Raw genomic sequence first — 12,733 nt, 5'->3', positions numbered from 1 at the left:
ATTAGTTTTCTATTAAAAAATTCCATATAAACTCATTCGTTGAAGTAGAATTTATTTCTTCAGGCCAGTCATGTCCTACTTTATTAAGAGCAAATAGTTTTACTTTTGTATTATCTTTGCAATCAGAATATATTATTTCTGAATATTCATCTGAATTTGATGTTGATTTAGATAAGCACGAGTTTTTGTTACCCCAAAACTCAATTAAACTTTCAGTATCCATCATAGAACCCACTGAATCCCAGTTTTTCCATTCCCAACTATCGTAATATGGAATTATCGCATCATTCTTGCCATGAATATGCATTATATTTATAGATTCATCAATATCACATGAATTGGGGTTTATAGGCATACTTCCTGCATAACTTGCGATAGATACAAATTTATTACTCATGTGACATGCCAACTCATAGGTAAACATAGATCCTAATGAGTAGCCAATTGCATATGTTTGATTTCTATTCCCACAATATTCTTCAACTGCGTAGTCAATTAAATTATCAACAAAATTTAAGTCCTGCATGTTATTTTTTTGGGTATTTAATTGCCAAGCACCTTCATTACTTAAGTATTGTTTGGCCTGAGGGTAGATTATAATCACATTTTCTCTAAGAGAGATATTTTCGAAAAGAGCTTGTTGAGGAAAATAAAAATATCCATCATTACCACCATGAAAAGCTATAATGATAGGCATTTTTTTCCCAGACATAACTTTTGGAACTGTTATGCTATATTCCCGAGTTAAATCTCCAATTATTATACTTTCTTTTCTTTGGCTTATTGATTCATTAACTAAACAAGAGGTTTCTATTTCAAGTTGATTATTTACTTGTTTCTCAATATTTTTTGAGGGTAAACATCCTGAAAATATCAATATGCAAACTGTAGATATCATTGTATATTTAATCATTGTTTTGAAACAGTAATTATCTTTTTATTATGATTATTTGAGTTGATTATATTTATGATGAAATTAGCTAAAGATTTTCTGCTAACAAATAAATTTGGTTTGGGATAGTTTTCATCGGATTCCATAACGTTATAATATCCTCCAAAATTAACAAGAAAAGTCGGTCTAATTATTGTCCAATTTATCTGAGATTTTCTTAATTCAAATTCATGTTTTTCATGGTCTAGATAGGGATATTTAATATTTGAACCCTTAATAAAATACTTAAACCAAAAAGGAATATTTTTATAAGAACTCCCTACTCCCCAAGCAGATATTGTTATTATTCTTTTTATTTTCAGATCTTTACTTAAAATATTAATATTTTTTATAAATTCTGAAACAGTATTTTTTGAATTAATAATTCCACTCCAAGGAAAAATATTTTTCCTCATTACATTTAATGAAGAAATAATTATTTCAGATTCTCCAATTGAATTTCTAAGGTCTTCAATATTTGTAGCATCTCCTTTATAAAACTTTACTTTTTCTGAATCACAAAGATTTTTGTTATTTCTTACCAATGCTCTAATAATATAATCTTTTGAAATTGCACTTTTTAATATTTCTTTCCCTAAGCCTCTACTTGATCCAAGAATAAATAATTTATTCATTTTTTATACCTTTTTGTTTGCTTAGCCAAAAAGATAGATCATTGATAACATTCATATTAATTTCATGTGCCATTTTATACTCTTTGTAATCTACATCAAATCCTAATTTTTGTAACTCATCATTAATTTTTCTGCCTTCATTTATATCTAAAATATTATCCAAAGTTCCATGTCGAATAAAAATTTTCGTATCTTCTGGTAAATTTTTTCTAATAATCAGATTATTATGAATTAGTTTGGAACTTAGTATTATCACTCCATCATATTTATTACTTGAAAATAAACCAGAATGAATAGCCATCATCCCACCTTGTGAAAAACCACTTATAAAAATTTTCTCGTAATTTATTTCTTCCAAAGCTTTATTAATAGTTGATTTAAGTAAATTAGAAGAACTATCATAATCTCCTGTTTCAATAGGAAACCATGCATATCCAGTCATATTAAAACCTAAATTAAGATTTATAGGTGCATTTGGGAAAATATATATGAAATCATTAGAATTAATAGGCTGAGCTAGACTTGATAAATCATTCATACTTGCTCCGTATCCATGTAGCATAATTATAATAGAATATGAATGATCAGGATTATAGTTATCTGGATAGGTAATTAAGTAGTCAAGAAATTTTGTCTCTATTTTCTTTGTAATCATAAATTAAAGTTCTGATATCTTATGCTTATTTCTCATATAATAAATCATAGGTTAGCAATTATAAATATATTTAGATTTATATCTATTTTATAACCTAAAGGAAGAAAAATGAATATTGATGAGTTAAGTGTATATCATGTTGCAATGCCGTTAATTGACCCATGGATAACGTCTTACGGTGCAGACTATGAAATCCATTCAATATTGTTACATTCTAAATCTGGTAACAATGAGGCATGGGCTGAAACTTGTGGGCTAGAATTACCTACATATTCATACGAAAGTGCGAATTCTATTTACTATAATATTACTGAAATTTTTGCAAAATCTATTGTAGGTAAAAATTATGAAACTTCTGAGGATATAAATAACGAACTTAGTGTTTACAAGGGTAATCCTTTTGCAAAAGCAGGTCTAGATATTACATGGTGGATGTTGAAAAGTAATATAGAAAAAAAACCTCTTTATGAATTAATTGGGGGTACTAGAAAGAAAGTTATTTCAGGTGCAGATTTTGGAGTTGAAGATGATATAGATACTCTTATATCAAAGATTCAAATAGCTGTAGATAAGAAAACTCCAAGAATAAAATTAAAAATAAAAAAAGGTTGGGATATTGATGTTCTAGAATCAGTTTGTTCTACTTTTCCAAATTCTGTATTTCACGTTGATTGTAATGGGGGATATACATTAGATGATTTAGAATTTTTCAAAGTTATTGATAAACATGGTTTAGCTTTTATAGAACAACCTTTAGCTTCAGATGATCTAATTGATCATTCTAAATTAGCCAAAATTATAGATACACCTATTTGCCTTGATGAATCAATTAATAGTGTTGAAAGAGCTAAGCAGGCAATTGAAATAGAAGCATGTAAATTTATAAATATTAAACCCGGAAGGGTAGGAGGAATAACAAATTCTCTAGAGATAAATAAATTAGCAGAAGAATCAGGAATCCCCGTTTGGGTAGGAGGAATGCTGGAAAGTGCTTTAGGGGTTAGTATATGTATTGCTCTTGCAACTTTAGATAACTTTACTTATCCAGGAGATCTTTTTCCTTCAGATAGATTTTATAAAAATGATTTGTGTAAACCAGAAAATAGATATTCATCTCCATATTATTTTGAACCTGTGAGCACTAACCCAATACCGGATGAAGATTTACTAAAGAAATACACAATAAAATCAAAAAAAATCAGATAAATCTATAATCTTATAAAAGAAAATGAAAATATATATTTTAATTATTCTATTCTTATTTTCCAGTTGTAATCAAAATGAAGTATTTTTTGATTTAGAAAACTTAGAGTGGGAAAATAGATTAGTAATTGTTTTTTCTGATAATGATGAATTCATTCAAAATCAGCTTGATGACCTAACTAAATATTCTGATGAAATAGTTGATAGGGATTTAGTAATTTTATTTTCTGATAATAATGAATTTTTTGTAAGTTTTGATGGATTTCAGTCTAAAGAAATGATTAATGAAGTTAGTTACGAAAAGATTTTTAAAAGATTTTTTAATAATCGAAACTCTCGGACTTTATTATTGGGTAAGGATGGCCAGATAAAAATTGATACTAATAAATTTATAGATTCAAATAAAATATTTAAAGAAATAGATCAAATGCCCATGAGAATAGAGGAAATGAAAAATAGATAATCTTTTGTAATTTATTTTGATGAGCGGAGTTTCCAAATATATGAATTTTTTTCATCAGTAATAATGAATATTTCCCCCTTAGAATTAACTTCTATATCCCTTATTCTTCCTATTTTATCTTTTAGTATTATTTCTTTTTGACTGATCGAGTTATCTTTTATTTCCAAACTAACTATTAATTTGAATTTAAGAGAACTTACAAGAATTTTTCCATTCCAATTAGGGAATTCTTCTCCTTTGTAAAAGATAAGGTCACTTGGAGCTATTGATGGAACCCATGAAATTAAGGGGATATTGTAGTCCTCTAAAAAACTTTTCCCTGATCCTATATTTGTTCCAGAATAATTTTTACCACCCCAGCCAATTTTATTCCAACCATAATTTCCACCTGAAAAAATTAATCCTAGAAAGTCACCTCCTTTTGCTCCATGGTTAGTTATATAAATATCACCATTTTCATTTATTGCCATGCCTTGAGGATTTCTGAGACCAATCATATATATTTCATCAAGATTTGATTCATCAGAAAATGGATTATTAGGTATTGTACCATCAAGATTTATTCGAATTATGCTTCCTGCATGTGAATCTAATTCTTGCGCCACTACACCTTTTCCTCTTTCTCCTATTGATGCATATAAATAATCATCTTGAATTATTAATCTAGAACCAAAATGAACAGTTTCTTTAAAATATGGGAGTGCTTCAAATATAATTTCAAATTCACTTATTTTAGAATAATCTTCTGATAATATTCCTCTTCCAATTGCTGTAGTATATTCTTCTTTATCATTTTTTTTACTGAATGAAGCGTATAAAAATTGTTCATGGATAACAATGTCTAATAATCCACCCTGACCAACTTGCACAGAAGGTATATTATGATCTATATTTCGTGCAGTTTTTTCCTCAAAATTAACAAGAGTCAACTCACCTTTTTTTTCAGAAATAATTGCTTGAGTTGTATTTAAAATTTCTATAGCCCATGGGTTATCAAATTTTCTATCTATATCAATTTTGTCAAGAATATAATTACTATTATCAATTTGAGGATAATTGTTGAAATCACTAATTATATTTTCATTATTCTTATTAAAAGCTTCTGATTGAAAAGCTTTATCAAAATGAGTTTTAAATTCACTAAGATACTTTTCTGGGTCACTTATAAAAGCATCCCCATGTTCTAAACAATTACTAAATTCCACAAAACTACTCAATTGACCTAAAGTATTACTTGCATTAATTGATTGGTCTATAGGAACTGTTTGATCTCCAGTACAACCTATGATTTTTGTAGGTATACTAACTTTAGAACCTTCTATATAAGTATTTTCAACTGAATTAAAATCAAAATTATAAAAAATGTTTGTAAATAATAATATTCCAGGTTTTAATAAATCTGACATAAATTCATTTAATGGTGTCCTCCTTGAAATTTGAGAACTAATTAAGTCTGTAAGACTAAAATAAGGAGAATCTGAGAAAACTCCAACAATTCTTGCTGAATTATTATTTTTTAATTCATTATTTATAGCAGCTAAGTTAGCTGTCGTTGCACCATAACTAAAACCCCATATTCCTATTTCTTCAATATTTTTATAGGAATTATAAAATTCAATTGTATTATAAACATCGTTTATCTCATCAACTCCAAAAGTAAAATTTCCTTTACTTGAATCTCCGTGGTTCCTAAAATCTATTGCTATTATAGAATAGCCAAGATTATGAAATTCTCTAATAAAATTTAATATGTATTCATCATCTTTTTGACTTCTGAGACCATGGAGGATAAGGATAGTTTTATCTTTATTATTTGGAATCCACCAAGAAGAAATAATACTTTCACCAGACACTATATCAATGTCTTCATATTCCAAATCTAAATATGATGGATCTAAATTAGAGCTTTCAGAAGAAACTCTGAAAGTTGAAATTGAAGAAAATATTGAAAGAAAAATATAGATAAATAAAATAAGAAAAGAGGGAATAATTAAATATTTTTTTTTGATTCTCAAAATTTATTCTTTCAATGTTGGTACTCTATAAGCTACATACCAAAAGCTAGTAAGACCTGCTAGAAAAATTATTATTTTGATAAATAAATTGGGAACTGATATTGGAGAAAAAGGAATAATTGCAAGAAAAATGAAAGTAGTCATCATAACTTGAGCAAATATTTTAACTCTTATTGGAATACCTTTTCCTTCTCTTATGTTTTTTATATGTTTTCCAAATAATTTATTTTTTATCAGCCAATTGTATAGTTTATTAGATGATCTTATATAGCAAGCTGCAGCTAAAATCATAAAAGGTGTAGTAGGCAAACCAGGAACAAGTATTCCTATAGCACCTATAGCCACAAAAATACTTCCGAGTATAATTAACAGAATTCTAATTATAAGATATTTACTTTTTTTATCTTCCAATTTTTTTTTTATATATATACATCATTTTATTTATAAAAATAACAAATTAGATATTAAATCTTAAATGTAAAATTTACACAACAATTTAGTATTTTATTAGAAATAATTCTTTGATATTTCCATATCTAAATCTAAAAGGTTTTTCTGAAGATTATCTATGAAGTCATGAAGTCTGTTATTTGAATATTTATCTACATCAGAATTTATTATTGTATTTCTAATTTGATCGATAGAAATTCTAAGCTCCTTGTTATTTGGTAGATTATTAATTGCTTCTTGAACATTGCCTAAGCATTTTACAATTGATTTTGGAAAATGTTCATTCTTTATTAAGAAATTTATAATTTCTCCTTTTGAAATTGTTCCTTGAGAAATCCTGTATGCTTCATAAGCAGACAAAGATCTAAGTATACTTGTCCACTGAATAGTGGGATATTCTTCGCCTAAAACAAAAATTTCATCCTTTATACATTGAGCATCTACAATCCTTGAGATCATATCAGCTCTTTCAATAAACCTACCTAACTTTATAAATTGATATTCTGTTCCCATTACAAAATTATCTGAAATAATACCAAAAAAAAGTTGAATATTTGATATGACACTTGAAATTATGCTGCTTCTTTTTCTATTAGATTTTGATTTAGATACTTCTATAAAGTTATTTATAAGAAAACTCAATTGTTCACTTGAAGCTCGTGGTAAGTTATCTCTAATAGGCTTCGAGTTGTATTGCGCACTAGCTAAACTTGAAAGTATTGAGTTAGGATTATTTTTATCAAACGTAAGAAAATTAATTACAACATTTTCATTATAGGAAGAATTTTTTTTTGAAAAAGAATCTTCCATTCCAGTAATTTCAATAACTGGTTTCCAAGCTTGAGATTTATCTCCTGGGAAATCCAACATTAGTTCAACGTTTACATTTACTAATCTTGCTGTATTTTCTGCTCTCTCTGCATATCTTGATAACCAATAAAAATGTTCTGCATCACTACTAAGCATTATTTATTTACTATCCAGGTGTCTTTACTTCCTCCACCTTGTGAAGAATTAACTATATATGATCCCTTCTTTAAGGCAACTCTAGTTAGACCTCCAAGAGAAACATAGTCATTTTTACCTGATAAAATAAAAGGTCTTAAGTCCATGTAGCGTGAATCTATGTCACCGGACATATAAGTTGGTCCAGTTGACAATGTTATAAAAGGTTGAGCTACGAAGTTTCTAGGATTTTCTTTAATTTTTTTAATAGTTTTTTTGATTAGGTTATTACTAGCATTTCTTCCTATCACTATTCCGTATCCGCCAGATTCGTTTACTGGTTTTATGACAAGATCTTTAATGTTTTCTAATACAAAGTTTTGATCATCTTCATTTGAACAAAGGTAAGTTTTTATATTATTCAATATAGGCTTTTCATTTAAATAAAACTTAATCATATCAGGTACAAAAGAGTATATTGCCTTATCATCAGCAATACCTGACCCAGGCGCATTAACTATGATAACTTTTTTTTCTTGCCAAGCTTTAATTAAACCAGGTACTCCCAAAGTTGAATTTTTATTCCATGCTAGGGGATCTAAAAAATCATCATTTATTCTTCTGTAAACTACATCAACTTTTACTAATCCACTTATTGTCTTTTTGTATAAATAACCATCTTTTCCTATTACTAAATCAGATCCTTCAACTAGTTCGATTCCCAATTGCTGTGCTAGATAAGAATGTTCAAAATAAGCTGAATTATAAACACCGGGAGTAAGCAGTACTATTTCAGGATTACTAGATTCTGAGAGTGAAGCTAAAGTTGAATATAGCTTTGAATTATATTCATCTACAGGTAAAACACCATAGTCACTGAATAATTCAGGNAAAACTCTTTTCATGACCATTCTATTTTCAATCATGTATGAAACACCAGATGGAACTCTTAGGTTATCTTCAAGTACATAAAATTTTCCATCTTTATCTCTAACTAAATCGGTCCCACAAATGTGAGCCCATGCAGAATACTTTAATTTCATTCCTTCACATTCNTTNAGATATGAAGGAGAATTTAATATAAGCTTAGGATCCATAAATCCTGAATTCAAGAAGGATTGTTCATTATAGCAATCTTCTATAAACATATTTAGAGCTTTNCATCTTTGAATTAATCCTTCAGAAATTTTCTTCCACTCTGACATTAAGATAATTCTAGGTATAAAATCTAAAGGCCAGAGTTTATCTTGAATAGTATTTTTCTCACCATATACTCTAAATGTAATACCCATAGACCTAATAGCATTATCTTTTGCAGCAATTACATCATTTAATTCATCTTTTGATAGTGATTCGAGGTACTCAAATATTTTAGACCTGTTTGATCTAAATTTTTTTTTGTCAGTTATAAATTCATCAAATGAGCCGTTTGATGAATATTTCTCAAGGTCTATCAACAAAGCTTCCAAAATGTACTATTATATTAATACTATTAATTATTTATCAAAAAGATTTCAAATATGTTAATCTTTTGTTTCAGAGATGGAAAATATACTAAAGAAATGAACTTAATATGACTTATTGTTTAGCTATAAAAGTAGATGAAGGAATGGTATTTGCATCTGATTCTAGAACTAATGCAGGATTAGATGATTATAATTCTTATTCTAAAATGTTTACCTACAGTGTCGGTGATAGATGTGTAGTTTTACTTACATCTGGAAATTTATCAACTTCTCAAAATGTCTTTCATAGATTAGAAACGGATTTAGAAAATCCTAAAGATGAATTAAATTTGAATACTTGTAATGATCTTGAAGAAATGGCAAATTATATTGGTAAATTATCAGTCGAATATGCTGAAAAAAATATTGAAAATATTAATCAAGGAGATGTAAATTTTTCCTCATTTTTCATACTTGGAGGTCAAATTAAGGGGCAAAGACAAAAAGCTTTTTTGATTTATCCAGAAGGAAATTATATATTATGCTCTGAAGATAGCCCTTATTTCCAAATAGGAGAAACAAAATATGGAAAACCAATATTAGACAGAGTAATTCAAAAAGAAACCTCTTTGGGCGATGCTGCTCGGGCAGCTTTAGTTTCAATAGACTCTACAATGAGAAGTGATCTTACTGTAGGCCCACCAATTGATTTTGTTGTTTACAAAAATAATAATATAAATCTTGATTTGAAAGATAAACTTAGGTTGGATACACCATATTTTATGAATCTTTCAGATATTTGGCATGAAAAAATCATTTCATCATTCAAAGATTTACCCAGTTTTCATTGGGAAGAATAGTCAGAGATAATAATATAAAAAGTTGTACTAACCTTTTTTTGTATTCAATTCTGGTACCCCCGCAAAGCTACATAGTTTTGAACTTGATTTATATACAAATGAAAAAATATAAATAGCTCTTACTTGTTCTTACTTATTCCCACTTTACTCACAACAAAGTTTTTTAATGTGTTAATTAGCTAATCAAAGAATTTATACCGAAATATGCCATGTCCTTCAGTACCTGCAAAAAGAAACTGTCCGTTTGGTGAAAATGTTAACACTTGAACCACTCCTGTATCTAATCCCTCGTTAGTTCGTTGCCAAGACTCTCCTCCATCTTGGCTCAACAGCACACCACTATTCCAATCTGCTACCGCAATAATCTTAGTATCAATTGGGTTAATTGCTATATCAATTGCGTGTGCATGGTCACGTTTTGAGGTATTGATCGCCTCTGTTCGCCAAAGTGTTTCTTCCCAGCTTGCTCCACCATCTATGGATTTATAAACGCCATGAACATTGGTACCCAGAAATAACTCTTGGTCATTTTGAGGATTAATTGCAATACTCATCGCGTGTTTACGTTTAATTATGTTGGAATGTTCCATATCTTGCATGTCAATTCTTTCACCATCTTCGTTAACACATGTATGCCCACAATCATTCCATGACATACCCTCTGGTAACTCACCTGTAAGATTTTTCCAGGATTCACCACCATCAACCGTATAATACAACCCATCAAATAATGAATTGATATAGACTACTTCTGCATTCTGACTACTAACAGTAATATCTGAAATATTACGGCTGTAGTCTTCATTGGGTAGCCCATTGTTGATTGGAAACCATGACATTCCTCCGTCAACAGATTTATACATTCCTGGTGACCTTTCAATTTCGTCTAATTGATGAGGATCATGTCCTTTAATCTTTGATTGAATGTAACCAGCATATAATACCATTGGATTTGAGGATGCTTCCTCGACAATGTGTATGCCAAACGATTCTTCAAATAAAGAATGTTCTATGTTTACTAATCCAGTAGCTATTTCCCAATCATTGCCTAGATTATTAGAGTAATAAAGATGTCCATTATTAGCATCAGTTGCAATAATAGTTTGATTGCTATCATCGTGTGATAAGAATTTAATAGCAAGACCGTCTCCGAGACTCCTTGATTTGCCATTTAGAATACCTTGCCAGGTCTCGCCATAGTCAGCAGAAAGATGTATTTTACTTCGTCCATTTGCAGCTAAACAACCAGTGCTGGTTGCAGAAATGCCAAAGATGTTTGCACCCGAATAACCGTTGCTCCATTCGATCCAAGTTTTTCCACCATCTTCAGTCTTAAAAACTCCACCACCATAGTTATTAATGAATACAGTATTAGGATCTGATTTACTCACTACCATATCAATAGGATTACCCGGCTTTATTCCTGGTGGCCCCCAGTGCTCTTGAATGATCCATGTTTCTCCCTGATCAGTAGAACGAAGAAATTCATTTTCTCCCGCAACATAAACAATATTTTTATCAGATTCAGCAAAGGCGACTGCACCGTACATACCTAATCCTGAATAAAGAGGTGATACTTCCTTCCAAGAACCTCCTCCATCTATAGATTTATAAATTGCTCCGGAGTAATCGCGAAGAGAGTTATCGACATCGTTGCCGCTTGCAATGATGATTAATTTTTCATCAAATGGACTTTGGTCCGCTCCACCAAAATGCATAGAACGTTTAGGGTTAATCCCCTGATTACTTTCATGCCAGTTTTTGCCCCCGTCATTTGATATAAATACTCCTAATCCAAGTCCACTTGGGATTGCATCATCAGAAAGCTCTTCATATTCCTTTTCTACAGCTGTGTCAGGTTCACGGTCGAATAGTCCAGTAGTAACGAGTAATTCTTCAGTGTCTTCAGAATTAGTAAAAAAAAGCCATCTGGTTAGATTTGCAAAATCACCAACTAGTTCAAATTGATCACCTCCGTCAGTAGACTTAAATACAAATCCTCGAGTTCGATTAAACTGGAATCCATCAACTTGCGTGTCGACATCACCCATAACATAAACTACGTCTGAATTTCCTGGTTCAACCTCAATCATTCTGACGTTTAATTGCAACTCAGAAGAATCTTCTTCCTCATCTGCATTTTGTGTTTTTTGTTGAGGAATAATTTTATTTGAGTCTAAGCCATTAAGTTTTGATTCCCAAAATTGCCCTCCATCGTATGATTTAAAGAGACCCCCGTTATCTTGCAGCCCTATCCATAAAATATCTTCATCATTCGGATCTATTCTAAGAGCATATACAGGAATATTATCTAATGAAGGGCCGACTCGAAAATCAATATTCCCTTGTCCTTCTCCATTAGATTGAATCCAATTTAGACCTCCGTCAGTGCTTTTTTGTACTCCTGACCAGACGTCAGTAAAGTACATGATATCTGGGTTATCATGTCTATATCGAACGTTATATCCCAAACCTCCAATTGGTCCTTTAGTCTTTACCCACGTATTGAGAGGGTCGTTTGTATTTGGTAAACACTGTGAATTAAAGTTGCCAGATTGACTCGGTTTAATATTATTCTGGTCTTTAGTAATTTCCTGATCTGAAGTTTTTATTTTTTCTGTTACTTTTGGCTGAGTAGAATCAGATGCCTTCGGTTGTCCACTAGGTGGAAAAGGTGTAGCAGTATTTATAATCTCAGCTATCTTCGGTTGTCCACTAGGTGGAAAAGGTGTAGCAGTATTTACAATTTCAGTTACTTCTTTTACAACGTTTAACTCATCAGATGAATTTATATTTGTAAGCTGAGTGCTAGATTCAGTGGCACAAGCAGTTATAAGGAGAAGTAAACCACCTTGTAATAGATACTTAATTTTAGCAATCATTAAGTTATTATTTTTTTGATCAGATATCACATATTATTTATATTAAAAGTCCAACGTATTTTCAAGAGTAAAACTATCTGATAAGTTGTCCTATGTGATTTTATTTGAGCTCAAATTCTGGTACCCCCACTAGGATTCGAACCTAGGACCTTGGCCTTAAGAGGGCCCTGCTCTAGCCACTGAGCTACGGGGGCATGATAAGAAAATATACCTTCTACTTATTTAATATATTACAAATTTATAAAAATA

At 30.1% G+C, this 12,733-nt stretch carries 11 protein-coding genes and 1 tRNA gene; 3 read left to right on the top strand and 9 right to left on the bottom strand.

Annotated features, from left to right (window positions below; genetic code table 11):
• Nucleotide 1: 1 nt before the first annotated feature.
• Genes MK083_01525 through MK083_01515 form a run of 3 tightly spaced genes read right to left on the bottom strand, consistent with a single transcriptional unit; the run spans nucleotide 2 to nucleotide 2,221 of the window.
• Nucleotides 2-913 (bottom strand): hypothetical protein, encoded by a 912-nt coding sequence (locus tag MK083_01525; protein MCH2673134.1) that lies wholly within the window; start codon nucleotides 911-913, stop codon nucleotides 2-4.
• A complete protein-coding gene (locus tag MK083_01520; GenBank protein ID MCH2673133.1) occupies nucleotides 910-1,566 on the bottom strand; it encodes an NAD(P)H-binding protein in 657 nt (218 codons plus the stop codon). Before MK083_01520 ends, MK083_01525 begins: the two co-directional genes overlap by 4 nt.
• Nucleotides 1,559-2,221 (bottom strand): hypothetical protein, encoded by a 663-nt coding sequence (locus MK083_01515; GenBank protein MCH2673132.1) that lies wholly within the window; start codon nucleotides 2,219-2,221, stop codon nucleotides 1,559-1,561. Before MK083_01515 ends, MK083_01520 begins: the two co-directional genes overlap by 8 nt.
• Before the next feature lie 108 nt (nucleotides 2,222-2,329).
• Between MK083_01515 and menC the strand changes: the two genes are divergently transcribed.
• On the top strand, nucleotides 2,330-3,427 hold the full coding sequence (gene menC / locus MK083_01510) for an o-succinylbenzoate synthase (GenBank protein MCH2673131.1): 1,098 nt from the start codon (nucleotides 2,330-2,332) through the stop codon (nucleotides 3,425-3,427).
• Between the two features lie 22 nt (nucleotides 3,428-3,449).
• On the top strand, nucleotides 3,450-3,887 hold the full coding sequence (locus MK083_01505) for a DUF4174 domain-containing protein (GenBank protein MCH2673130.1): 438 nt from the start codon (nucleotides 3,450-3,452) through the stop codon (nucleotides 3,885-3,887).
• Between the two features lie 11 nt (nucleotides 3,888-3,898).
• On the opposite strand, the gene MK083_01500 is transcribed toward MK083_01505, so the two are convergent.
• The 4 genes from MK083_01500 to MK083_01485 form a co-directional block, all read right to left on the bottom strand.
• Complete coding sequence (locus MK083_01500; GenBank protein ID MCH2673129.1) at nucleotides 3,899-5,740, bottom strand: alpha/beta fold hydrolase; 1,842 nt, start codon at nucleotides 5,738-5,740, stop codon at nucleotides 3,899-3,901.
• A gap of 165 nt (nucleotides 5,741-5,905) precedes the next feature.
• A complete protein-coding gene (locus tag MK083_01495) occupies nucleotides 5,906-6,313 on the bottom strand; it encodes a YbaN family protein (GenBank protein MCH2673128.1) in 408 nt (135 codons plus the stop codon).
• A gap of 96 nt (nucleotides 6,314-6,409) precedes the next feature.
• Nucleotides 6,410-7,318: an alpha-E domain-containing protein gene (locus MK083_01490; GenBank protein MCH2673127.1), complete on the bottom strand. Its 909-nt coding sequence runs from the start codon at nucleotides 7,316-7,318 to the stop codon at nucleotides 6,410-6,412.
• The gene (locus MK083_01485; GenBank protein ID MCH2673126.1) at nucleotides 7,318-8,754 is read right to left on the bottom strand and encodes a circularly permuted type 2 ATP-grasp protein; all 1,437 of its coding nucleotides are present in this window, start codon (nucleotides 8,752-8,754) and stop codon (nucleotides 7,318-7,320) included. Before MK083_01485 ends, MK083_01490 begins: the two co-directional genes overlap by 1 nt.
• 116 nt (nucleotides 8,755-8,870) lie before the next feature.
• On the opposite strand from MK083_01485, the gene MK083_01480 reads away from it, so the two are divergent.
• Nucleotides 8,871-9,602 carry a 20S proteasome subunit A/B gene (locus MK083_01480; protein MCH2673125.1) on the top strand — a complete coding sequence of 244 codons (732 nt, stop codon included), beginning with the start codon at nucleotides 8,871-8,873 and terminating at the stop codon, nucleotides 9,600-9,602.
• Between the two features lie 179 nt (nucleotides 9,603-9,781).
• On the opposite strand, the gene MK083_01475 is transcribed toward MK083_01480, so the two are convergent.
• Nucleotides 9,782-12,484: a hypothetical protein gene (locus MK083_01475; GenBank protein ID MCH2673124.1), complete on the bottom strand. Its 2,703-nt coding sequence runs from the start codon at nucleotides 12,482-12,484 to the stop codon at nucleotides 9,782-9,784.
• 118 nt (nucleotides 12,485-12,602) lie between these two features.
• Nucleotides 12,603-12,678 (bottom strand) — tRNA-Lys (locus MK083_01470).
• Between the last annotated feature and the right edge of the window lie 55 nt (nucleotides 12,679-12,733).

The sequence above is a fragment of the Dehalococcoidia bacterium genome (genome assembly GCA_022451965.1).
GTDB lineage: Bacteria > Chloroflexota > Dehalococcoidia > Lucifugimonadales > Lucifugimonadaceae > TMED-70.
This window is presented reverse-complemented; position numbering and strand designations above follow the sequence as displayed.

Excerpts from the sequence above, each read along its gene's own strand:
- MK083_01525 (MCH2673134.1), bottom strand. The coding sequence starts at position 913 with ATGATTAAATATACAATGATATCTACAGTTTGCATATTGATATTTTCA.
- MK083_01520 (MCH2673133.1), bottom strand. The coding sequence starts at position 1,566 with ATGAATAAATTATTTATTCTTGGATCAAGTAGAGGCTTAGGGAAAGAA.
- MK083_01515 (MCH2673132.1), bottom strand. The coding sequence starts at position 2,221 with ATGATTACAAAGAAAATAGAGACAAAATTTCTTGACTACTTAATTACC.
- menC (MCH2673131.1), top strand. The coding sequence starts at position 2,330 with ATGAATATTGATGAGTTAAGTGTATATCATGTTGCAATGCCGTTAATT.
- MK083_01505 (MCH2673130.1), top strand. The coding sequence starts at position 3,450 with ATGAAAATATATATTTTAATTATTCTATTCTTATTTTCCAGTTGTAAT.
- MK083_01490 (MCH2673127.1), bottom strand. The coding sequence starts at position 7,318 with ATGCTTAGTAGTGATGCAGAACATTTTTATTGGTTATCAAGATATGCA.
- MK083_01480 (MCH2673125.1), top strand. The coding sequence starts at position 8,871 with ATGACTTATTGTTTAGCTATAAAAGTAGATGAAGGAATGGTATTTGCA.
- MK083_01475 (MCH2673124.1), bottom strand. The coding sequence starts at position 12,484 with ATGATTGCTAAAATTAAGTATCTATTACAAGGTGGTTTACTTCTCCTT.